The sequence below is a fragment of the Hydrogenoanaerobacterium saccharovorans genome, from assembly GCF_003814745.1.
GTDB lineage: Bacteria > Bacillota > Clostridia > Oscillospirales > Ruminococcaceae > Hydrogenoanaerobacterium > Hydrogenoanaerobacterium saccharovorans.
In genome coordinates this window covers 212,029-234,625 of sequence record NZ_RKRD01000002.1, presented here as the reverse complement: position 1 = coordinate 234,625, position 22,597 = coordinate 212,029, and the positions used below count along the sequence as shown (strand labels likewise).

Below are 22,597 nucleotides of genomic sequence, written 5' to 3'. Positions count from 1 at the left end.
TTTTATAATATAACGGCAGATTCGCCCTGCTATACCAACAGAAAAGCGGTGGAAAGCAACAGCAAAACCGCATTGAGTACACTGCTTAAAAGCTCGCTGAATACAGGTACTTTTTTGCGCAGTTTTGCAAGTATAGTACTTGCCAAGTTGGTACAAAAGATACAAGCCAAAATAAGAAGAATATAATTGGAAGATGCGATATACATAGCAGGGTCGGTATAAAGTTTAGGGTTGCCCAGCCCAAGCATGGTTGTAAAATAGCGTATGCTTTGGTCTACATTATTACCTGCAAAAATAACGAAAGAGAGCAATACTACCGCAAACGTATACAGGCGCGAAAACAAAACCGGTATTTTTTTCAGCGTAGTGCCAAGCCCCAGTTGCTCAAGCAATTGAAACAGCACAAAGTAAAGCCCCCAAATAATAAAGTTTACACGAAAGCCAAACCACACACCCCAAAACAGGGTAACAATGCCGATATTCAGTACCATAGCAGTGCCCGTTAGCGGGGTGCCGCGCAGCCGTTCGGGCAAATATGCGCGAAAAAATTTGCTTACCGTAATATTAAAGCGGCTGACGAACTCGGTTATGCTGCGCGATTGATAGGGGTAGCAAAAGTTTCGTGGCAGCTCAATCGAGTATATTTTTGCAAGGCCGCGCGCCATGTCGCAAAGCGACGAAAGGTTAAAATAAATGGCAAATGCTAAGGCTGCGGTCATCAGCCATGATGACACCACCGATTGTTCGGATGGTGTAAATGCAGCAAGGCGGTCGTAAATCGAAGTCATCGTACTGCCGATAATTACTTTTTTGGCAAGCCCTTGAATGTACAGAACCACACCATCGCTGATCATAGAGAGTGATGGTCGCCGGTCTTTGATTTGGTCTCGCAGCTCATTCCAACGCACCAGCGGGCCCGCAGGCAGCTTAACATACAAAACACAAAACAGTGCAAAATCAATCAGATTATGTTCGCACTGAGTCTCGCGTTTATACACATCAAGCGTATACCCTAAACTTGTAATAGCATAAATCATTACTCCCAGCGGGCGCCACAACTCGCGGTTTTGCGTAAACGAGGACAATAATATTACCAACAGTGCGTTTTTGATGAGCACAAACAGCATCAACACTTTGCGTACCTTTTCTTTGGTATCAAAGGATTCTATCAGGCGGCTTGCGCAGTAATCGAACAGCACCGAGCCTACCATCAACGGCAGATACTTCGGCTCTGCCATTGTATAAAAACTCAGTGATATGAGAACCAGTATTGCATTTTTGGCACGCTTGGGTGTAGCATAATAAACCAGCACCGAAAGCGGCAGAAATAAATAGATAAACGTCAAACTGTACAGGTTCAAAATATTATTCAGTCCTTTGCAGCTCTGCCACCAGATTTTTATATTCTTCATAGCCGAACATCGTGTTCAGCACGTCCAACATCGAGTTTGCGCTGAGATATTGCGGCAGCCCCAGCTTTTTAAGAAGTTTTATGCGCATTTGGTGGCTGCCCGCCGTACCGGATAATCCGTCTTGATATAAATCGGATTTTGTAATTTGGTGTGTACGTCCGCCGCTTGGCTCTGCATGCACACCTGCTTTTTCAAGTGCTGCGATGATAATATCGGCAGGCACCCCCTCAACCCCAAGTGTACCCGCCTTAGAGCCTACGGTTTTGCGTTTTTCTTTCCCCAAAATCTCGGGGATGTAAGCGTGATAGATTTTCCCGCCGCGAACGCAATTTTTAATATGATTTCTTATCGTAAAACCCGCTGTATCCGAATCGGTTAAAACCACAAGCCCAGTTCGCTTGGCAAGTTCGGTAAGCAGGGCAATTTTGTCTTTATCTTTAAAAATGCGAAAGCCGTTGGTCTCTATAATGGTAGCATCTAAAATTGATGATAGCTTAATTTTATCGTACTTGCCCTCTACCACAACAGCTTGCTTTAATTTTATCACAGGTATTCTCCTTTTAACGCCGTGCATTTCCCACCGCAAAAATACGGGTTATGGTTTCTTGCAAAATAACCACATGGTCGGTTTTGCTGCTTTTCAGTTTGTAATCTGCTTTTGCAAGCAGAGCCAAAATGCTGCCGAGCTGGGTTTTGCTAAAGCGGTCGCAGTCGCGCATCGCATTGCGTACGCGCCAGTCTTTACCTTTGTAGGTGCTAAATATGCGGCTGAGGTCTGCGGCGGTTTTGCTGTTTTCTCTTGCCACTCTTGCGCGGTAAAGGTCAATAAAACTGGCAGAAAGTGCCCCCAAAATCATGACAGGCTCTTCGCGCATATACAGCAGTTCACCAAGATTTTGCATGGTGCCCTGGTAATCGCCCTTGATTATCAGCTTAGAAAGATCAAACACGCTGGCATCTAATTGCGGAATAGCGCACAGGTCGATATCCGCTTTGGTGATTTCTCCCGTGCTTTTATAGGCACACAGCTTGTTCATTTCGTTTTTAAGAACCTGCATGTCTGCGCCGCAACGCTCAACCAGATAATAAGCATTGTCAGTGGATAACGTACAGCCGTTTTTTTCGGCAATTGCTTTTAAAAAGCGATTGTTGTCGCCCGAAGAACGATTGCCCAGCTCTACCACATCACCTACGGCATCTACCAACTTAATAAAAGCTTTCCATTTTGCGCTCTTCTTTAAATCCACTGTAACATCGGTAGTGGTAAAAACCAGTACCGTTGTTTCGGGCGGGGATGACAGCAGTTCTTTAAGTTTGTTATTTTCCGTTGCCGAAAGTTTACCCACATCAAGGTCGTTGACGACTACACATTTGCGCTGTGCCATCATCGGCAATGCCTCTACTGCATCCGATATTTCATCCATGCCGGCACTTGTACCGTCAAAACGGTTGAGGTTAAAATCTGCAAATGTCTTATCCACTGTTTTATCAATAATTTTTTTCACATACATCTTTTTGAGGTAGTTTTGTTCGCCATACAAAAAGTAAACATTATGCGGGGCATAATTCTTAAGTTTTGCCGCAAAATCGGCCTCTGCTTTATAAATCAAATTTTTGCCCCCTTTCTGCCTATTTGCAGAACATTCTATCCGTCTTCAAGCATTTTCAGCCTATCATTTTTTACAATATAGCTTATCTCAGGCTTGTCCTCGTCCATGACATAGGTGGATGTTGCAAGCCCGGCATGTACCTCGCCGCCGTAAATGCGGTTGGTGATAAGTGTATTGCAGCGCAGGTTGCCGATGCCCTGCGGAATACCCCCTGCCAAAACGGCAATGTCGCAGCAGCCAAACCGCCTGCTACTGCTTAGTATATCACATTTCCCTGTCAGAATGGAAGTTTTTATGCCGCTAAATTCAGCCGAAATATCGTTTTGATACAGCTGCACCTCATCGCCGCCAAACAGTGTAATTCGCATATCGCCCCACTCGTACACAGCATCTGCGGCTTGTGCAGCCATTGCAATGCGCTCATCGGCGCAATCATCTTTACCCAGAACCACAGCACCCACAGGGTAAAGGTGAAACAAACTGCCCACTGCACCGTTCCGCTGCTTTGCGGTGGGCTGTAACGCCAACAGGTCGATGCCGTCGATAGAATATCGCTTGAGCACCGCCTGCACACGATACACATCACTTTTGCTGTTGATGTCACCGAGCACTGCCGCTCTCCTGTCTTTTACTGCTATGAACACCACAGAATTTTCTGTGATAAGGGTCGTGATGCTTACTGCGCCCCGCAGCACCAGCTGGTAAGATAATATCCCTGTCATGAGCGAGATAGCGCACAGTGCTGAGCACGCCGCTATCTTTTTTTGTGTGGGGTGCAGTGCCGTCAATCCAATGAGCACCGCTGCCCCTAACATCCAAACAGACACAAAGCCCGCTCCTGCAGGGAGCTGTGAAAACGGCAGTGCTGCAATCAATGCCGATACAGACGATATGATGTTAACCAGAATGCCTGATAAAAATGCAAACGGTACCGCAGCCACACTGATAAACGGTACCGCACTCAGCACAGCCGCAAATAACCCAAACACCATAACCAGCGGAATCAACGGCGCAATAAGCAGGTTGGTAAGCGGCGCATAAAGCGCCACCTGTTCAAAGCTGAATACCATCACAGGCAGGGTAAACAGCGTTGCGCACAGGGTCATTGCCAACGCCGATGCAAAGAATTGCTGTATTCGGGGGAAACGTGTTTGCCCCAGTCGTTTTTCTATGGCATCGCTCATTTTGGCTGAAAGCAGTACAATACCCAGCGTTGCTGTAAAGGAGAGTTGAAAGCTTACATCACTTGCGGCAAGCGGGTTGGGCAAACAAATAACAAGCCCTGCAACGGCAAGGGAGGTAAGCGAATCTGCCCTGCGCGATACAAGCTTTGCTATCAGGTGCAAAATAAGCATAACACCCGCACGTACCACCGATGGCGTAAACCCCACCAGAGCCATGTACAGCACAATGGCAGCGGCAGTAAGAATACAACTCAGCCGATTGCCCAAGTGCAGCCCCCACCACATAATTTGAAAAAAGCCTGCAATCATTGCAATATGAAGCCCCGAAATTGCAAGAATGTGCGAAATACCTGATGCAGAATAATCATCTGCTATTTCCCGGGCAATAAGGTGCCTCTGCCCAAGCAGCATACCCGCAAGCACATTACCCTGGTATTTGGGCAGCATGCGGCGCACCCCGTTGCTCATGGTTTGTTTCTGCTGGTACAGCCAACCGCGAATGGCGCCTTGAGGCGGTTCAACGGTATAGCCACCCAATACAAAGCCGCGCAAAGGTACGGTTTTGGCTTTGCGATTTGCATATAAAGAATTGTTATTGCTTTCGTAAAGCGATAGTGCAACCGTCCCTGAAAAACGATCGCCGATTTCGGCATCGAGCGATTCGCGCGAAGACACCGCCATGACTGTGCCATTGTCAAGCTTTAATTCAATCGAGTGCGCACTCGTCACCTTGCTTACCGTACCCGCAACGGGTATCGTTTTGCCCTCCAACGCCCTCTGCGGCTCAATTTGCCACAACGTAAACAGCATCACTGCCATGCACGCAATGCTTGCCGTAAGCAGCACCGTGCTGACGCAGCGTTTCATCGGGTGATGCGAAAACAGTGCCAAAAGCCCAAAAGCACCCATTGCCGCACCCGCCCAAAGGCAAACTGCCCAAGAAAAACAAACAGCGACCGCCGCTGTGAAAAGATAGGTCAGCCCTATTACAGCAATCGGTCGCTTCATTTGTGTTACCTCACTTATTCTTTACTGGGATACGATCGGAAAACGCCCGTACATCCCGCAAAAAACTATGCGGTCCATCTTAAAGTGTACTTTCTGGGATTAAAAAGCTATTTAAAAAACAACGGCAGTTTTTCCAAAAAGATAATATCGGTTCTGTCGGCTGCATCGCCTTCGGCAAGTACGGCAGCTTTTGCGGCAATGGTACCGTGTGCCCTTTCAACAAATTCCTCCAGCGCTTTTAGCGACATACCTGTACTGATGACATCATCCACAATCAGCACACGTTTGCCTTTAAGCGAATCCAAATCTTTTTTGTCGAGGTACAACGTCTGCACATTTGCCGTTGTGATTGATTTTACATTTACACACACAGGGTCTGTCATATAAGCTTTTTTGCCTTTGCGTACGGGAATATACGGCTTGCCCGACTGGCGCGCCATTTCGTATGCAAGCGGGATGCTCTTTGCCTCTGCGGTAAGCAGTACATCGAACTCAGGTGCAAGCTTGAGCAGTTCTTCCGCACAGCGCACCGTCAGCTCCACATCACTAAACATAATAAAGGATGCAATATCCAGATGTTCGTTAACAGGGCAGATTTTTAGGTCGCGCTCCAAACCCGCAACTGTGAGTTTATAGTATTTGTCCATCATGACACCTCTTTCAAAGATTTAACCTTAAAGGATTTGCGCAAAGCACCTCAGCCCGGAGGCCACGCCAAACTTCTGCCTGCCAAAATATGAAAATGCAGGTGCTCAACGGTTTGTCCGCCGTGCTCACCGCAGTTATTTACAACGCGATAGCCTTTTTCGAGCTTTAATTCGGCAGCAATTTTGGCTATTACTTCAAACACATGGCCTACAATGGCGCTGTTTTCAGCTGTAATGTAATCCGCACTGGGGATGTGCTGCTTGGGGATGACTAAAAAATGCACTGGCGCTTTGGGGTCAATATCATAAAACGCCAATACCTTATCGTCCTCATAAATTTTTTTGGAGGGGATTTCACCGGCTGCAATTTTACAAAATAAACAATCCATCATTTTTCGCCTCCTGCGGGGATGCCCCCGCCATTTTTTATTTTTTGCCTACCATTTCTTCAATGAGCGACGGCACCTGTGCAAATGCTTCGTCAATTTTAAACAATTCGGTTGCACCACCCTGCGCGCTGTCTGGGCGTCCACCGCCTTTACCGCCCACAAACTCACAAATTGCTTTTATCAGTTTACCTGCATGCATCCCTTTTTCAATGGTATTTTTACCGCAAGATGCAAAAATAGATGCTTTGCCATCGGTAACGGTGGAGATAACACCAACCATGTTGGGTGCCTCTGCTTTGATTTTATCGCACATTGCGCGAATTGCCTCCGGTTTGGTACCGGTAAACGAAGCGCAAATGTATTTTACTCCGCATACTTCTTTTGCTTGGGCAAACAGCTCATTCGATTTTGCCTCGGCAATTTTCACATTGATTTCTTCAATCTCTCTGATTTTATCTTTCAGCTCTGCCATAACCTGAGCGGATTTTGCCACCAGCTCGTGCGGGTTACTTGCCTTGAGGTTTTCAGCAGTTTTGAGCATCATATCTTGGTTTTCATTGAAAAGCTCCAGTACATTTAAACCGGTAGCAGCCTCAATTCGGCGTACACCCGCCGCAACCGAGCTTTCGGAAATGATTTTGAACAAACCAATTTTGGAGGTGTTGGAAACATGCGTACCGCCGCACAGCTCAATGCTCTCGTTCGATACGTTTACCACGCGCACCACATCACCGTATTTTTCGCCAAACAAGGCAGTTGCGCCCATTTCTTTTGCCTCTTTAATGGGCATCTCTTTAATACATACATCGTACGCATGCATAATCAGCCCGTTTACAATATCTTCAACTCGTTTTATTTCATCGGGTGTCATGGCGCTGAAGTGGGTAAAGTCAAAACGCACACGGCCTTCGTCCACCAACTGGCCTGCCTGCTGCACATGGTTGCCCAGTACATCAATCAGTGCTTTTTGCAGCAGATGAGCAGCAGTATGGTTGCGCATAATCGCGCGGCGGCGCTCGTCATCAATGATTGCGGTAACTTTATTGCCCATAGTCAGCATTCCGCTTGCCATCTCACCGTTGTGCAAAAATAAGCCTGTGGCGGTCTTTTTGGTTTCGTAAACATGGAACAGATTATCGCCCAATTTCAGCACTCCGGTGTCGCCGATTTGTCCGCCACTTTCTGCATAAAACGGGGTTTGGTCGAGGATAATTGTACCCTTGTCGCCTGCATGCATGCTGTCGGCCATTTCGCCGTCTTTTACCATTGCTATGATGCTGCCCTCGTCTGCCAATTTAGCGTAGCCGGTAAAGTTGACATGTTCTTCTTTTAAATCGGCAAAAATATCATCTGCCCAGCTGATGACATTGCCCGAAAGGCGTGCGGTTCTGGCACGGTCACGTTGGTCGTTCATCAGGCGCTTAAATTCGTCCTCGTCCACCTCAATGCCACGTTCTGCAATAATCTCTTTGGTGAGGTCGATGGGGAAACCGAACGTATCGTACAGTTTAAATGCTTCTTCGCCCGAAAGCAGCTTGCCGTTGATGCTATCTGCCGAAAGTTTGTCCATCAGGTTGTTGAGCATTTCCATACCCATATCAATGGTCTTGGCAAAACGATCTTCTTCCACTTTGATTACCTTTTGGATGTAATCTTTTTTCTCAATCAGTTCAGGATAAGCGGTTTCGTTTTCTTTAATCACTGTTTCGCAAACTTTATACAAAAACGGTTCGTTGATATTCAGCAGTCTGCCATGGCGTGCAGCACGGCGGAGTAATCTTCTTAACACGTAGCCTCTGCCCTCGTTGGAGGGGATAACGCCGTCGCCAATCATAAACACGGTGCTACGGATATGGTCGGTAATAACGCGCAGAGATACGTCGGTTTTGTATTCTTTGCCGTATTCAACACCCGCAATTTTGCGGATATGCTGCATAATATTCTGTACGGTATCTACTTCAAACAGGTTGTTGACACCCTGCATAACACACGCAAGGCGCTCAAGCCCCATACCGGTGTCGATGTTCGGATGTTCAAGGCGCTCGTAGTTGCCTTTGCCATCGCCGTCAAACTGCGAGAATACAAGGTTCCAAACCTCCATGTAGCGGTCGCAATCGCAGCCAAGCGCACAGCCGGGTTTACCGCAACCAAATTCTGGGCCTCTGTCCCAATGGATTTCGGAGCAAGGGCCGCAGGGGCCGGAGCCAATCTCCCAGAAGTTATCCTCTTTGCCCATGCGCACAATTTTTTCGGCGGAGATACCCACTTTTTTTGTCCAAATCTCAAATGCCTCATCATCGTCTTCGTAGATGGTAACCCAGAGGCGGTCTTCCGGCATCTCCATCACCTTGGTGAGGAATTCCCACGCCCAAGCGGTAGCCTCTACTTTAAAGTAATCGCCGAACGAAAAGTTGCCCAGCATCTCAAAAAAGGTGCCGTGGCGAGCCGTTTTGCCCACGTTTTCAATATCGGGTGTGCGGATGCACTTTTGGCAAGTGGTAACGCGTTTATTCGGAGGAACCGCCTGCCCTAAAAAGAATTTTTTCATCGGTGCCATGCCGGAGTTAATCAGCAGCAGGCTGTTGTCATCAATCGGAATCAACGGAAAACTGGGAAGTCTTGTATGTCCTTTGCTTTCGAAAAAAGAGAGATATTTCTCTCGAATTTCATTCAGTCCCATCCACTTCATTTGCGTGTACTCTCCTCTTTGTATTAAATCATTAAAATATGCCAATTAGTTGTAAAAAATACAGAAAGACCTCCATCCCGATAGGGACGAAGGTCTAAACAATACTCCGTGGTACCACCCAAATTGCACATTTCTGTGCCACTTTGCACCCCTTTAACGCAAGGGCAAACGCCGCAATTTCTTGCGGTGCTCCAAGATGGCTATCAAACAGCGGCAACAAGGATTTTTCAGCAAAGCAATCCTCTCTCTGTGGGTGCCAAGCAGGCTTGATTGGTCTTTTCAACGCATGTTTACATTATCTTCTGTATTATAGGATATTAAGGCTTACTTGTCAAGAAAAACACATCTTTTACAATCTTGCAGATGATATTTATCAATACACAGATGGCAAATTTCGTTGCCACATATATTTTTATATTTTGTGCTTCACAATGCATTGTTTTTATTTTTTGTTTGTCTTGTTATAGGACAGGATTTATTCTTTTTTAGTTTATACTGGTTATGTTTTATTAAAAGATGTGAGGTGAAATTTGTGGCAAGGATTATTGATGGAGCTAAAAATAATATTGTAGGTAAATACATTCGTGAAGAAAGGAAAAAGCAAAAAATAAGCCAAAAAGGACTGTCCGTGAAATTAGAGTTGATGGGTATTTATGTGTGCCCATGGTCATTTTCACGTTTAGAAAACAACGAACGCACTGTTACGGATATAGAAATTGATGCAATATCAAAAATTTTAAACGTTTCGTTAGAATATTTATTCGGGCGAGAAGACGAAAACAGGGGCGCAAAATAAAGCTGCGCTTCGCATAATTGGTGCACCAATATAGAATAGAAAGTTCCGTTTAAATTACAGATTATCATAAAAAGGTTTGGGGAAGTTTGAAACCCCTATCCTCAAAAGGGGTTTCATTAAGAACGTCGCGCAGGGCGCGAGACTGCTTTCGTAGCCTAAAACGCTTTTCTTGGTACACTTCTTTTGTCGTTTTACAAAAGAAGTAGTACTCGCCGCCGGTGTGGCGAAACGCTCTTTTACAATTTGTTGCTGCAAAAGCAGATTGAAATATACTTCGTAATGTAACAGATTGTTAAAAACAAAATTACCGCGATTTCATCTGCTTATTTTAAAATTTTAAGTCCTGTTAAAATAAATATTCCATCTGTTTGATTTGTAAACGTATATCTATATTTTGCAGTTTTTGCGGTTAGCTCCTCAAAATTTTCTTTGGTCAGCGTTATATCGTCAATGGTTATGGGTGTGTCCTTGTCCAGAGCTGCAACCAAAACCGCATCGCAGGTGTAACCCTGTTCTGTTTTGCTATAAGAAGTTATCTGCGGATAAGGCAATCTGGGACCTGATAGCTCTCCAAACTGAACATATACCTTTTCCTCAGGAAAATACCCATAGAATGCTACATCGGCGTCTTTATACTTTACCGCCTGCCCAAACAATTTTTTCGCTGTATCTTTTACATCATCTGCATAAAAAATTGCCGTTGGCTCTCTCCCATCCCGCACCAGTGTTTCCACAAGTTTTGTGATAGCGTGATTGGGATAATCTTCGCACACAAAACCTTCACCCACCCCATAAGAATAGTTTAAATTCAAAGGGGTTGTATGGAAGATAGCCGTTTCCAAAACTCCTACGGCATTTTCTTTTGTTTTTTCATCAAAATCATCCAAGCGGTTTCCGCCATAGAACAAAAAATTACTCACTGTGAGTGATAACCGATAAGCCGTTTCATTGTCTTCAATCAACTGCGGTGGCAAGTCTTGCGGTAAATCATCCTCAAATGAGAAATAGTAGTTTTCGTTTTGCGAAGGAATTTTCTCATTCGATAAATCTGCTGTACTGAATGATGTAAAGCTGCTGCTATCCTCTTGTTGGGTATTGCTCGGCATAGCAGTACAGCTAGTGCAAACAAGCATCGTAACAATTAAAAAAATAATTCCAGTAAGACGTTTCATGAATGCACCCCTTTTTCTATTACCACCGACTTTTTCTATCAATGTTTATCCAGTAGTTTTTTTACTTCAGGGATACTTAGCCCCTGCTTTTTTAACATCTGAATTTTTTCAATTCGCGCAATTGCTTTTTCACGGGGAAACCTTCTTGTCAAGTTTTCTTCCGCCTGTTCAAATGGCAGCATCCCTTCCTCTGTATAAAATTTCAGGGTACTATACCGGCAATTCGTAAGCCTTACCAGTTCGCCAATCGTTACAAAATCAGATGCTAAGATGGAATCCATAGATCGTTGTCTCGACAATTTTACTCAACTCCTTTAAATTGAGTATTTGCGCAGACGAACACCATGAATGGGTACTCTGCCCCCAATCGCTGCGGGGATTGCTTCATACACAATATTATCTACTTTAATTAGCGGAACTTCACCTTCGTGCATCACTTTATAGATATGACCTTTGGACTCTAACCGCGCTTTTACATCTTTTAGCCTTTGCTCGGAGTTGGAAAACCAAGCCTCTGTTTCAATAAAAACAGATTGCGAGCGCTCAAATACAGGAAAAGCAAAGTTTACACCTGTCCCCACAGAATTTTTGATTGCCAGCTTTTTTGAATTGAGGATCCCCTTTATTATTATCTCAATATCTTGATGTATATTGATTGGGAAGACTGCTTTTGCTAGCGAAGAGCTCTGATAGAGCTCATTCATTCTGTTTGTTACTATTTCCAACTCATTATTTGAAAAGATATCATGCAATCCGCCGCTTTCACGTAAAAGCCAAAGCATACAAATTGTCTCATCTGCTATAACACCATCTTCGAGAATTTCTGCCCGCAGACTCTCGGTAATTCCTGTGTATTCTTCCACATTGCTGCGATATTCTTTGATTGTCACATCTGCGGATGTATAGTACAGGTCGCACCCCAGAAGGTTGGGGATTTCTTCAAGCAAATGCATACCCTTCAGAGAATCTGCTATTGTACGTTCTACCAGCTTCAATTGTCTGTTGGGCAGCATAGAAGCCCTTTTTAACCACCAATTTAAATCGCGCATTTGGGCATCTTTTTTGTGTAATAAAGGTTTTAACACCGCTTCTTGATAGAACATCAATTCAAGTTGGCTGTAATCATCATGTTTTAAACTCAATTTACCTTCAGTTTGTATAAAACTGTTGTTTAGGTAGGTTTCTAAAATTACCGCAGCCGCTATGCAACGCAGTGCAACTTTTTTTACGGTTGTCATATGCAGGCTATCCTGCGCATTTAATGCAATCATCGAAAAACTTTCTGTTAATTTTAGGTCTCTCGTAACAATCTCTCCTTACAATAATATTCGCTTATTCCAAGCATTTTTTACTGAAAGACTTGTGGCGGTTGAATTTGCGAAAACATATTATTTTGATGTATCCCTTTTATTATATGCTGTCTACTTACTACATACTACTTAATTTATCATGCAGGGCTTACTTTGTCAAGTAGTTAAAAGCTGTCTGCCATCCTTTTGTTAGCAGATAAAGAATGCCCAACCGCACAAAAGTGCGGTCGGGCATTGTTTGAATCGTAACACAATATGCATCTATTTACTTTGCTTTGGTGGTGCGGCGGTAGACATATTCTTGCTTTTCTCATTACTTTTATGCGTGCCGAACCTTTCTTGCCACTCTTCTTTGAGCTTTTCGTACGCTTCTACCACTGCAAATTTCAGCTCATATTCGGGCTGTGCAGTAATAAGCACCTGCTCTGCTTTGGTAATTTCGTTGCTCTGCTTTTTTTCGGCAGCAGGCAGGCACATGGGCGGGAACATCACACACCACCAATTTTTACCCGCTGCCTCACCAATCAGAATACGCACCGCATCATAGTGCCCCGCAGGCATCACCACATTGCCGTACTGGCGCGTTGCAAAAAACATGTTTACCACCTGCGCGGTTACTTTATCGTTGCATCCGTTTGCGCGCAAAGTTTTTTCTGCCACCGCAGTAATCTTGTTTATGTTTTGCTGTGCAAGTTCTACAGCACGTTGTTTGGTGGGTGCACCGCCGAATACATCGGCTGCTTCGGTCAGTACGGCGTCACGTACCATCAGTTTGAGTGCTTGGTCACTTTTGCTGTCGGAGTTTGCCAAAATGTGCAGGCGAATGGTGCTGTCTCGCACTACGTCGCACTGCGCGGCAAACCCTGTAATGCTACTAGTTATAATTGATAAAATTAGTCCAATCAGTATAGAAAGCTCCCAGCGTTTCATATGTAAAAATCCCGCCCTTACTAAGATGTTATCTCTAGTGTGGACGGGAAAATATGGTATTATTCAGTAATCTCTGTAATTTTTACGCCATGGTTGATGGGGCGTGCGATGAATACCGATTTACAACTGCCCATCAGTTTGTTCATACAGCGTCGTGCAAGCCGCTTGTTTGCAAACAAGCCAAACACTGCGGTTCCGCTGCCTGTCATGGCAGCGCCCAAACAGCCGTATTCTTGCATAACACGTTTCATTTCACTTACGCTTTCAAAGGCGGTTACTTGCTCAAACACATTACACAGATGTTGAGCAATGCCGTGCAAATCTTGAGCGATGATTGCCACCGCCATACTGTCGATGTCGGGGCGATTTTCAATCACGGTGTTGTCGTAGCGGGCAAAGCACTCGGGTGTTTTCATGCTCTCGTACGGCTTTGCAATTACAATCCAGCAGGGGGGCATGGGCGGCAAATTGGTGAGCAAATCTCCAATTCCCTCGCTTACCGCAGTACCGCCTACAATGCAGAATGGTACGTCGGCGCCCGCTTTTACCCCAATTTCGCACAACTGCTCGCGGGTAAGGTTGGTGCGGTACAGTTCGTTGAGTGCAACAAGCGTGGCTGCCGCGTCCGTACTGCCGCCTGCAAGCCCTGCCTCCATTGGTATGGTTTTACGAATATCAATTGCCAAACCCTCTTGCGGCTGAATACCCGTTGCAGCAAAAAAATGGCGCGCCGCCTTATGGCACACGTTGCGTTCATCGCACGGCACTTCGGGGTTCGAGCAGGTAATGGCAATGCCTTGTGTATCGGTCAGCTCCACTGTTACAAGATTGTACAGGTCTACCGCCTGCATTACCATTTCCATATAGTGGTAACCGTCTTCCCGTTTGCCCACCACATCCAGTGTGAGGTTGATTTTTGCGGGTGCTTTCAATTTTACGCTTGGCATATGGCAGCCTCCCTCAAGAACTTAACAGTTTGCTGCGCTTTACATGAATTGCCTTGACAGGGCACATTTCGTGGCAGCAGTAGCACTTGATGCAATTTTGATAATTGATGTACGCTTTGCGTTTGTGCAACGCAATGGTTTTGGCAGGGCAGCTTTCGGCGCACTTGCCACAGCCTATGCATTGGTTGCGGTGGATTACAGGTTTTGGCACCAACCAACGGTCAGTAATAAAATTCGCCGCGCTTTGCATCCAGTTTGGCAGACGTGTATTGAAGTCCACCGATTTGGTTGCAGGCATACGAAAGTTTGCAACCGAATTTATCTTTTGCGAATCCCCCACCAGTTCTATATCATCATAGTACAGTGCAAGCTTGCGTTCAAATGAGGCTTTTACCGTAAGTGCTTGTTTTTCTTCCATACGGATGAGCCTGCACAGCACCACATCGAGTGCATAAGGGTTTGCCGCACACAGCGTCAGCCCTGTATGAATTGGGTTGCCGCTTGACGGCCCGTCCCCTTCCATCGATACCACAGCATCTACAAAGGTGATAGCAGGTTTTACCGTTTCGCACAAATCAATCAGCATATCGCTAAACTCATCCGCATTTTTAAAACGATAGTGAAATTCGGGTTTTTGCAGCCCCGGCACACAGCCAAAGAGGTTTTTCACCCCACCCGAAAGCCCCGTCATACAGTGGGTTTTCAGTTTGCAGATGTTGATTACCAAATCTGCCTGTGCAACAGGGTTGATGATATTGAACTTTGTAACACGCTGTGTTTGGGTGGTAATCTCTTGCCAGCCTGTATCGTAATTGAGCTGTACCCCTTCGCGCTGTGCCATATCTGCCATACCGCAGGTTTTATAAATGCCGGTAAGCGCCCCCACCGTGTACAATCCTCCGGGGCTGTCCGCCAAAGTAATGTCGGTGATGCCGCGTTTTTTCAGCGCGCGTCCCACCGCCGCCACCACCTCGGGGTGTGTGGTGGTTGCCTCTGCGGGGGTGCGCTTCATCAGCAGGTTGGGTTTGAGTGTTACACGCAAACCTGGGTGCAAAAAAGAGTCAAGACCCAGCAGTTGAAAATGACTTTCAACCGCTGAGTCCAGTAAATACGGGCTGTAATCTTCTGTGGTTATAATCGATACTTTGTCCAAGAGAACCTCCTGTTGCTATACGGCTACCATGCCGCTATTGCTGTTTTCGGTGCCGTAACGGTCGATTCACTTCAATTCGCCGATAAATGCTTCGATTCGTTTCACCGCTTCCATCAAATGGTTGATGGAATAGGAGTAAGAAATTCGTACAAAGCCCTCGCCGCTGTCTCCAAACGCGGTACCGGGGATAACCGCAACCTTTTTGGTACGCAAAAGCTTTTCGCAGAATTCATCCGAGGTCATGCCTGTAGACTTGATACAGGGGAACACGTAAAACGCACCCTCCGGCTCAAAACAGGTAAGCCCCAGCTTGTTCATCTCACTCACCAGCAGGCGGCGGCGCATATCATATTGGTTTTGCATATTTGCAATCTGCTCATCACAGTTTTTCAGCGCCACAATTGCCGCATACTGGCTGGTGGTAGGTGCACACATAATGGCAAACTGATGAATTTTGGTCATCTGCTTAATGATGGGTTCCGGCCCGCAGGCATAGCCTAAACGCCAGCCTGTCATGGCATATGCTTTGGAAAAGCCGTTGATGAGAATGGTGCGTTCCCACATTCCATCTATTTCAGCAAAAGAAACATGGCGGTTATCGCCATAAGTAAGCTCTGCATAAATTTCATCCGAAAGCACCATGATATCGGTACTGCGCAGCACATCGGCTATCGCCTCCAGGTGCTCGCGGCGCATAACCGCACCGGTTGGGTTGTTGGGGAATGGCAGTATCAGCAGCTTGGTTTTGGGTGTGATTGCCGCTTTGAGTTCTTCTGCCGTAAGGCGAAAGCCATTTTCTGCTTTGGTTGCAATGGGCACCACCACAGCACCGGTAAGTTCTGCAATGGGCGCATACGAAACATAGCATGGCTCGGGCACAATTACCTCTTCGCCGGGGTTCACCAGTGCACGGATGCAGATGTCAATCCCCTCGGAACCGCCTACCGTTACCAGTGTTTCGCCTTTGGGCTGATAGGTTAAGTTGAAATGGCGTTTTAGGTAACTGCAAATCTCCTCTTTCAGTTCAGTTAAGCCTGCATTTGCAGTGTACCAAGTCTTACCTTTTTCAAGCGAACGAATCCCCGCCTCGCGGATCTCCCACGGGGTTTTAAAATCGGGCTCACCAACGCTGAGCGAGATGACATCATCCATTTCCGCAGCGATATCAAAAAATTTTCTGATACCGGAGGGTTTGATGGTTTTCACCTTACCCGAAAGTATGTTTTCGTAATTTATCACAGCAGAGTGACACTCCTCTCGTCGTGTTCCTCGCCGACAACTTTAAAGCCGCGCTCTTTGTATTTGCGCAGCACAAAATGCGTTGCTGTAGAAAGCACAGAATCCAACGGAGACAGCTTGTGTGCCACAAACATGGCAACATCTTTAAAGGTTTTGCCTTTTACGGTAAGCGCAAGGTCGTAACCTCCGCTCATCAAATATACCGTTTCTACTTCATCAAACTCCATAATGGTTTCGGCAATTTCTTCAAAGCCTCTGTCCTTTTTTGGTGAAACTTTAATTTCGATACGTGCCATCACAAGGTCTCTGCCTGTTTTCTCCCAGTCTATCAAGGTAGTGTAGCCATGGATGACGCCATCTTTTTCGTACTGCGCAATGGCGGCGGTCACTTTCTCCTCGCTTGTATCAAGCATGACGGCCAGCTGCGCGTTTGACATTCTGGCGTTATCTTCGAGTAATTTTAACAGTTTATCCATGACACTTTCACTCCATCTTTTTCAAATTATTACCACGTCTGACCGTGGTGATTAAGGCAAATTTTATCACAGTTTACCTGCTTTTGCAAGTTACATCCTGCCAAATTGCAAAGCCCTGCTAGTAAATTGTCAACATGCGCGGCTCGCGGTGCTTGTAAAAACTAAAATAGGCAAAGCCGGCCTCTTTTGCCAGTTCCATTCCGTCGGCAATTCCGCTGCCTAAATGCTCGGCTCGGTGTGCGTCCGAACCAATGGTGATAATTTCTCCGCCAAGCTCTTTATATCGTTTCAGGTACTTGATGGCAGGCATGGTCTCGCCCAAATCCTGCCTTAAGCCAGAGGTGTTTATTTCAATGCCTTTGCCGCCCTGCACAATCAGCCTGAGAATTTCATCTACAATCTCGTCGTAACGTTCGAGGGTAACGTCTGTTCTGCCATCACGAGCGATGTAACGCATCGGGTAAGTGATATGCCCCAGCACATCGAATTTGTTCCACTGTGCGAGCAGCAGCAAACGCTCAAAATAGCGGTCGAGCACATAATACGGGTCTGTTTGCCGAAAATCGCTGTAATAAAAGTCATTTTTATCGTCGATTGTATGTATTGAGCCAATTACAAAATCAAAATTTTCAAGATGGAGGGTACGCTCGGCAAGTTCATAATCTACGTCCGGTTCGCCAAGCTCTATCCCCGACGATAAAATAAAGCTGTTGCCAAACGCCATTCGCGCCTTGCGCACATCAAAGTAAGACTGTTTGAGGCGCTGTAAAAACTGTTGTTCTTCTAAATAATCCATGTCGGCATGGTCGGTTACAGCAATACCCAAAAGCCCCTTTTGGATGGCTGCTTCGCACATAAACATAATAGAGTGAATTCCATCAAAAGAATTATCGCTGTGCGTATGGCTGTCAAATAGGTTGTAAAGCATAAAAACAACTCCTTTTGTTGTTAGGCATATTGTATGGAAATTGGCTCTTGCCAATATAAAAATTTTGGTAAATCTACAATGAGTTTATTGTATCACATTTACTTTATTTTTTATAGATGTACACACAACTTTTTATTTGACTAATTGTGCAAATGTGATAGAATTATTTTATCTATTATTGATTAGAAAGGGTGTGGCTAATGAATTCTCTCATCCGTGTTTGCTGCATCTCCAATCGAGTGCGTTCTATGCGTCCCGATGAATGCCTGGACTCTATTTGTAACGCCATCGACGAGGTACGCGAAAGCTCCCCCGACATTATTGTTCTGCCCAGCTTTGCATTAACATCTGCAGGCTGTGGCAGTTTGTTTCATAATATTGCTTTGCTCGACAGCGCCAAAAATGCGTTGGACGAGCTGCGCCTGATTACTGCGGATATGCCTTGCTTTGTGATAGCGGGGCTTGTGATTGACGACTGGAATAAACCCGCACCGGTTTGCGCGGTACTGCACAAAGGAGAATTGATTGGCTTTGTGCCTGCCGAAAAAAGCGTTACCATGCAGTTTGACGGCGAATACTCGGATAAAGTGCTGCCCGCCAATACCGTGTTTAGTGTGGGTGGCTGCCGTTTTACCGTGCTTTCGTGCACACCAGACAAACTCACACTAAAAACAGCCGATATTCTTGCAAGCGGATGCGACTTGGTTTTGTGCCCCTCTTGTGCACCTATTTATGCAGGCTATATCAGCGATGTACGCCGCGCAGTGCGTTTGATATCAAAGTCGTTAGGCTGTGCCATCGCGCTTTGCAACGGCGGTACGGGCGATACTTCTTCACCGCACCTGTTTGGCGGGTTTGCCGGTATTTACGAATGCGGCGATGAAATGCGCTTTATTGCTCACAAAAATGCCGACCCCGAAACCTATGCGGATATTGTAAACGCAGATATCGATTTGGATATCATCGGCTCTCAAAAGCTCGGCGGGGTTTATGTAAAACCCTATTATACCATCGACGTTGAAGAAACTAAAAAGGGTATTTTACGCCGCATTCCTCAAAACCCGTTTCTCAACTATTCTAACCGCGACGCCTATATCAGTGAGTTGTTTGCACTGCAAGTATCCTCTTTGATGAATCGCCTGCAAAACAGCGGCATCCAGCGCGTGGTTCTGGGCATCTCGGGCGGGCTGGACAGTACGCTGGCTCTGTTGGTTTCGGCACGTGCAATCGCTTGTATGGGCCTGCCTGCGAGCAACATCCTTGCTGTTACAATGCCCGGTTTCGGCACCACCGATCGCACTTACCAAAACGCACTCAGCCTCATTGAACTGCTTGGCTGCGAATGCCGTGAAATACCGATTAAAGAAGCCTGCTTACAGCATTTTAAAGACATCGGGCACAACCCGGATATACACGATGTCACCTACGAAAACGCACAGGCACGCGAGCGCACGCAGATTCTGCTTGACCTCGCCAACCAAAACGGCGGGCTTGTAGTGGGTACCGGCGACCTCTCGGAAGAAGCTTTGGGATGGTGCACTTTCGGCGGCGACCACCTCGCCAATTTTAACGTAAATATTTGCCTTACTAAGAATATGGTTCGTGCTGCCGTAAAATACGCAGCCGATAGCGATTTGTTCGAAGGCAAAGAGATTCGCAGTGTCTTAAAGGATATTTTAAATACCCCTGTAAGCCCCGAACTTTTACCTGCCGACAATAACGGTGAAATAGTGCAAAAAACCGAGGATATTCTTGGAAAATACGATTTGCACGACTTTTTCACTTATTATTTTATAAAATACGGTTTTCGCCCGGTTAAGCTGTACCGCTATGCCTGCGTGGCGTTTGGTACACAGCTTGACGCTGAAGATATCAAAGACAAACTGGTTTTGTTCATCAAACGGTTTTTCGGCGGACAGTTCAAACGCAGCTGTGCGCCGGATGCCGCGTCGATTACCGAAACCAATCTGCTGGGTGTAAACTTTTATATGCCCTCCGACGCAAGCTGCAAAGCGCTGCTTGAAGAGTTGGAAGACTTTATTGTGTAAGTAACAAAATTTATATATTCGGAGGTACTCATTATGCGTGCAGTTATTACTGTTGTAGGAAAAGATATGGTAGGCATTTTGGCGAAAGTCTCTGCAATTTGTGCGGCGTGCAATGCAAATGTAAATGACGTAACCCAGTCGGTTATGCAGGATATGTTTGCAATGATTATGATGGTGGACATCTCCAATCTTAATTGCGATTTTAAAGAACTTGGGGCAAAAATGGATCAGCTTGGAAACGATATGAGCTTAAAAATCCATGTTATGCACGAAGATATCTTTAATTCTATGCATCGTATATAGCGGTAAAGGAGCGAAAACATGTTAAACACCAATGATATTTTGGAAACAATACGAATGATACAAGATGAAAATCTTGATATCCGCACCATTACCATGGGCATTTCTCTGTTGGATTGCTGTGACAGTGATATTCACCGCAGCTGCGAAAAGATTTATGCCAAAATCACCCGTCTTGCAAAAGATTTGGTTAAAACAGGTGAAGATATCTCGGCAGAATACGGTATCCCTATCATCAACAAACGCATTTCGGTTACTCCCATTGCCATGATTGCGGCTGCGAGCGGCGGCAACCCTGTGGAGTACGCCAAAACCTTAGAGCGTGCAGCCCAAGCGGTAGGGGTAAACTTCATCGGCGGTTACTCAGCACTGGTACATAAAGGCTTTGCAGCGGGCGACCGTGCTCTCATCGAGTCGATACCCGAAGCTTTGGCAGTGACTGACCATGTGTGCTCCTCTGTCAACATTGGTTCGACAAAATCAGGCATCAATATGGATGCGGTAAAGCTGATGGGGCAGCAGGTGCTCAAAGCCGCACAGCTCACCGCCGACCGCGACTGCATTGGTGCGGCAAAACTGGTGGTGTTCTGCAACGCACCCGAAGATAACCCGTTTATGGCAGGTGCGTTTCACGGGCCGGGTGAGCCAGATTGCGTCATCAATGTGGGTGTATCGGGGCCTGGTGTAGTGCGTGCCGCACTGAAAAAGGCAGGGAACTGCGACCTCACCGGCGTTGCCGATACGATTAAAAAAACCGCGTTTAAAATCACCCGTATGGGGCAGCTGGTTGGTACCGAGGCATCCAGACGCCTTGGCGTGCCGTTCGGTATTGTTGACCTTTCGCTTGCTCCCACACCTGAGGTAGGCGATTCGGTTGCCTATATTCTTGAGGCAATGGGACTTGAAAAGTGCGGCGCCCACGGCACAACTGCCGCGCTTGCCCTGCTTAACGATGCAGTGAAAAAAGGCGGCGTAATGGCATCTTCGCATGTCGGCGGGTTATCGGGTGCATTTATCCCCGTTACTGAAGATGCAGGTATGATTGCCGCTTCTCGCTGCGGTGCATTGCGCATTGAAAAACTCGAGGCGATGACCGCTGTGTGCTCGGTTGGCTTGGATATGATTGTAGTTCCGGGCGACACCACCCCTGAGGTGATTTCGGCAATTATCGCAGACGAAGCGGCAATCGGCATGGTTAACTCCAAAACAACAGCGGTTCGGCTTATCCCCGCCATCGGCAAAAAGAAAGGCGAAGAGCTCGACTTTGGCGGTTTGCTCGGTTTCGGCCCCGTTATGGAGCTGAATACGTACAGCCCTGCACAGTTTATCAACCGCGGCGGACGTATTCCCGCACCGCTGCAATCGCTTAAAAACTAAGTGGGGTCGGGCAGCGCCTGTAGGTAAGCCGCGGGAAAGGTGCGTATAATTCACAAAGTTGTAAACCTCGTAGCCTGTAGGCGGTACCCAATCTGGGTCTGGTCAAAGCACAAGGCTTTTTCCCTCGTAGCTAACGGCAACAAATAAATCGAAAGCTATCTGCCCACGGCAGATAGCTTTTTATAATATCAATTAACTTTATTCTGTATAAATTTACTTTTTTTTACTTTTTTTATTTGACTGCCTAATGTGTATATGTTACCATATGCTTAAGAGAACTGTGCGCATTAGTTATTTACTTTAGCATTAAAAGGAAGGACGCATTATGGAAAAAGTATTATCTATAATTTTGGCATAACGTGATAGACAGAAAATTGACGATGCTCGGCAAGGCGCATTAGTACGTAAATCTGTTGGTAAATCTAAATTCATTTTGAGAACTGCCCCCACTATAAAAAATTGAACGTTCCATTACTATTGCAAGATGATTCTAGATGGGCAAGCACAAAGTATCCATGTAGACATACTACCTTTTGTCCACATGGCTGTGCGATGATGAGCTATGCAATGATTTCAAGACATTTTGGAAACTCGAGTGAAACACCTGTCACTTTTGCTAAAAAGTATTATGGAACAGAAAAAAATGATCCTGTAATCAAACCTCGAAAAGAGCAGCGTCGTTGATTGGGAAAACTGCAACTGCTGGAAAATCAGGAAATAGAACTCAAACTGAAAACGCAATGATGGGAGCAATTAATCAAAATAAACCTGTGATTGTTAGAGTAGATAAAGGGGGTAGCCACTATTTTGTAGTATGTGGTTATTATATTACTACAGAAGGCAGCGTAACAATTTACATTCGTGACCCAGAAGGTGATTATGGTCGAACTACCCTTAGTGATTATTATCGTGATTCAAGCATTTTAAGTTTTGTAATAATAGGATAAAATACTGTAAATAAGGTGCGGACGACTTTAATTAT

21 protein-coding genes are annotated in these 22,597 nt (G+C 45.8%); 5 read left to right on the top strand and 16 right to left on the bottom strand.

Translation table 11 applies throughout. The features are described from left to right. Window positions 1–29: 29 nt before the first annotated feature. The 7 genes from EDD70_RS11300 to alaS form a co-directional block, all read right to left on the bottom strand. On the bottom strand, window positions 30–1,412 hold the full coding sequence (locus tag EDD70_RS11300; protein ID WP_092755388.1) for an MBOAT family O-acyltransferase: 1,383 nt from the start codon (window positions 1,410–1,412) through the stop codon (window positions 30–32). Next, window positions 1,366–1,959 (bottom strand): ribonuclease M5, encoded by a 594-nt coding sequence (locus tag EDD70_RS11295; RefSeq protein ID WP_092755386.1) that lies wholly within the window; start codon window positions 1,957–1,959, stop codon window positions 1,366–1,368. Before EDD70_RS11295 ends, EDD70_RS11300 begins: the two co-directional genes overlap by 47 nt. A gap of 13 nt (window positions 1,960–1,972) precedes the next feature. Further along, window positions 1,973–3,022, bottom strand: a complete 1,050-nt coding sequence (gene holA / locus EDD70_RS11290) for a DNA polymerase III subunit delta (RefSeq protein ID WP_092755384.1) — start codon at window positions 3,020–3,022, stop codon at window positions 1,973–1,975. Window positions 3,023–3,057: 35 nt separating this feature from the next. Continuing rightward, window positions 3,058–5,214 (bottom strand): ComEC/Rec2 family competence protein, encoded by a 2,157-nt coding sequence (locus tag EDD70_RS11285; RefSeq protein WP_092755382.1) that lies wholly within the window; start codon window positions 5,212–5,214, stop codon window positions 3,058–3,060. Window positions 5,215–5,321: 107 nt separating this feature from the next. After that, entirely contained in the window at window positions 5,322–5,861 is a 540-nt protein-coding gene (locus EDD70_RS11280) for a phosphoribosyltransferase family protein (protein ID WP_092755380.1), read from the bottom strand. A gap of 50 nt (window positions 5,862–5,911) precedes the next feature. After that, on the bottom strand, window positions 5,912–6,253 hold the full coding sequence (locus tag EDD70_RS11275) for a histidine triad nucleotide-binding protein (RefSeq protein WP_092755378.1): 342 nt from the start codon (window positions 6,251–6,253) through the stop codon (window positions 5,912–5,914). Between the two features lie 34 nt (window positions 6,254–6,287). Further along, on the bottom strand, window positions 6,288–8,939 hold the full coding sequence (gene alaS / locus EDD70_RS11270; protein ID WP_092755376.1) for an alanine--tRNA ligase: 2,652 nt from the start codon (window positions 8,937–8,939) through the stop codon (window positions 6,288–6,290). A 532-nt stretch (window positions 8,940–9,471) separates the two neighbouring features. Here alaS and EDD70_RS11265 point away from each other — a divergent pair. Then, window positions 9,472–9,735, top strand: coding sequence for a helix-turn-helix domain-containing protein (locus EDD70_RS11265; protein WP_092755374.1), 264 nt, complete (start codon window positions 9,472–9,474; stop codon window positions 9,733–9,735). 323 nt (window positions 9,736–10,058) lie between these two features. On the opposite strand, the gene EDD70_RS11260 is transcribed toward EDD70_RS11265, so the two are convergent. The 9 genes from EDD70_RS11260 to EDD70_RS11220 all read right to left on the bottom strand — a co-directional run bounded on the left by EDD70_RS11260 (window position 10,059) and on the right by EDD70_RS11220 (window position 17,890). Next, complete coding sequence (locus tag EDD70_RS11260; protein ID WP_092755371.1) at window positions 10,059–10,907, bottom strand: hypothetical protein; 849 nt, start codon at window positions 10,905–10,907, stop codon at window positions 10,059–10,061. Between the two features lie 38 nt (window positions 10,908–10,945). Further along, entirely contained in the window at window positions 10,946–11,206 is a 261-nt protein-coding gene (locus EDD70_RS11255) for a helix-turn-helix domain-containing protein (RefSeq protein WP_092755368.1), read from the bottom strand. A gap of 15 nt (window positions 11,207–11,221) precedes the next feature. Then, window positions 11,222–12,145 (bottom strand): hypothetical protein, encoded by a 924-nt coding sequence (locus tag EDD70_RS11250; protein WP_242943155.1) that lies wholly within the window; start codon window positions 12,143–12,145, stop codon window positions 11,222–11,224. Between the two features lie 333 nt (window positions 12,146–12,478). Next, window positions 12,479–13,147, bottom strand: a complete 669-nt coding sequence (gene spoIIR, locus EDD70_RS11245) for a stage II sporulation protein R (RefSeq protein ID WP_092755362.1) — start codon at window positions 13,145–13,147, stop codon at window positions 12,479–12,481. A 59-nt stretch (window positions 13,148–13,206) separates the two neighbouring features. Continuing rightward, a complete protein-coding gene (gene ispE / locus EDD70_RS11240) occupies window positions 13,207–14,094 on the bottom strand; it encodes a 4-(cytidine 5'-diphospho)-2-C-methyl-D-erythritol kinase (protein WP_092755359.1) in 888 nt (295 codons plus the stop codon). 13 nt (window positions 14,095–14,107) lie between these two features. After that, the gene (locus tag EDD70_RS11235) at window positions 14,108–15,247 is read right to left on the bottom strand and encodes a DUF362 domain-containing protein (RefSeq protein ID WP_092755356.1); all 1,140 of its coding nucleotides are present in this window, start codon (window positions 15,245–15,247) and stop codon (window positions 14,108–14,110) included. Window positions 15,248–15,313: 66 nt separating this feature from the next. Then, entirely contained in the window at window positions 15,314–16,483 is a 1,170-nt protein-coding gene (locus tag EDD70_RS11230) for an aminotransferase class I/II-fold pyridoxal phosphate-dependent enzyme (protein ID WP_205408618.1), read from the bottom strand. Next, complete coding sequence (locus EDD70_RS11225; RefSeq protein WP_092755353.1) at window positions 16,483–16,962, bottom strand: Lrp/AsnC family transcriptional regulator; 480 nt, start codon at window positions 16,960–16,962, stop codon at window positions 16,483–16,485. Before EDD70_RS11225 ends, EDD70_RS11230 begins: the two co-directional genes overlap by 1 nt. 118 nt (window positions 16,963–17,080) lie before the next feature. Beyond that, window positions 17,081–17,890, bottom strand: a complete 810-nt coding sequence (locus tag EDD70_RS11220; protein WP_092755350.1) for a histidinol-phosphatase HisJ family protein — start codon at window positions 17,888–17,890, stop codon at window positions 17,081–17,083. A 200-nt stretch (window positions 17,891–18,090) separates the two neighbouring features. Between EDD70_RS11220 and nadE the strand changes: the two genes are divergently transcribed. The 4 genes from nadE to EDD70_RS11200 all read left to right on the top strand — a co-directional run bounded on the left by nadE (window position 18,091) and on the right by EDD70_RS11200 (window position 22,562). Continuing rightward, window positions 18,091–19,938, top strand: coding sequence for an NAD(+) synthase (nadE, locus tag EDD70_RS11215; RefSeq protein ID WP_092755347.1), 1,848 nt, complete (start codon window positions 18,091–18,093; stop codon window positions 19,936–19,938). Between the two features lie 33 nt (window positions 19,939–19,971). Beyond that, on the top strand, window positions 19,972–20,241 hold the full coding sequence (locus EDD70_RS11210; protein ID WP_092755344.1) for an ACT domain-containing protein: 270 nt from the start codon (window positions 19,972–19,974) through the stop codon (window positions 20,239–20,241). Between the two features lie 18 nt (window positions 20,242–20,259). Then, window positions 20,260–21,615: a PFL family protein gene (locus EDD70_RS11205; protein ID WP_092755341.1), complete on the top strand. Its 1,356-nt coding sequence runs from the start codon at window positions 20,260–20,262 to the stop codon at window positions 21,613–21,615. Window positions 21,616–22,295: 680 nt separating this feature from the next. Then, entirely contained in the window at window positions 22,296–22,562 is a 267-nt protein-coding gene (locus EDD70_RS11200; RefSeq protein WP_092755338.1) for a papain-like cysteine protease family protein, read from the top strand. The last annotated feature ends 35 nt before the right edge of the window (window positions 22,563–22,597 follow it).

What these genes read in the sequence shown, in the direction of transcription:
- EDD70_RS11210 (WP_092755344.1), top strand. Translation starts at nt 19,972, where the DNA reads ATGCGTGCAGTTATTACTGTTGTAGGAAAAGATATGGTAGGCATTTTG.
- EDD70_RS11205 (WP_092755341.1), top strand. Translation starts at nt 20,260, where the DNA reads ATGTTAAACACCAATGATATTTTGGAAACAATACGAATGATACAAGAT.
- EDD70_RS11280 (WP_092755380.1), bottom strand. Translation starts at nt 5,861, where the DNA reads ATGGACAAATACTATAAACTCACAGTTGCGGGTTTGGAGCGCGACCTA.
- ispE (WP_092755359.1), bottom strand. Translation starts at nt 14,094, where the DNA reads ATGCCAAGCGTAAAATTGAAAGCACCCGCAAAAATCAACCTCACACTG.
- EDD70_RS11285 (WP_092755382.1), bottom strand. Translation starts at nt 5,214, where the DNA reads ATGAAGCGACCGATTGCTGTAATAGGGCTGACCTATCTTTTCACAGCG.
- EDD70_RS11225 (WP_092755353.1), bottom strand. Translation starts at nt 16,962, where the DNA reads ATGGATAAACTGTTAAAATTACTCGAAGATAACGCCAGAATGTCAAAC.
- spoIIR (WP_092755362.1), bottom strand. Translation starts at nt 13,147, where the DNA reads ATGAAACGCTGGGAGCTTTCTATACTGATTGGACTAATTTTATCAATT.
- nadE (WP_092755347.1), top strand. Translation starts at nt 18,091, where the DNA reads ATGAATTCTCTCATCCGTGTTTGCTGCATCTCCAATCGAGTGCGTTCT.
- EDD70_RS11300 (WP_092755388.1), bottom strand. Translation starts at nt 1,412, where the DNA reads ATGAAGAATATAAAAATCTGGTGGCAGAGCTGCAAAGGACTGAATAAT.
- EDD70_RS11260 (WP_092755371.1), bottom strand. Translation starts at nt 10,907, where the DNA reads ATGAAACGTCTTACTGGAATTATTTTTTTAATTGTTACGATGCTTGTT.
- EDD70_RS11250 (WP_242943155.1), bottom strand. Translation starts at nt 12,145, where the DNA reads ATGACAACCGTAAAAAAAGTTGCACTGCGTTGCATAGCGGCTGCGGTA.
- alaS (WP_092755376.1), bottom strand. Translation starts at nt 8,939, where the DNA reads ATGAAGTGGATGGGACTGAATGAAATTCGAGAGAAATATCTCTCTTTT.
- EDD70_RS11275 (WP_092755378.1), bottom strand. Translation starts at nt 6,253, where the DNA reads ATGATGGATTGTTTATTTTGTAAAATTGCAGCCGGTGAAATCCCCTCC.
- EDD70_RS11220 (WP_092755350.1), bottom strand. Translation starts at nt 17,890, where the DNA reads ATGCTTTACAACCTATTTGACAGCCATACGCACAGCGATAATTCTTTT.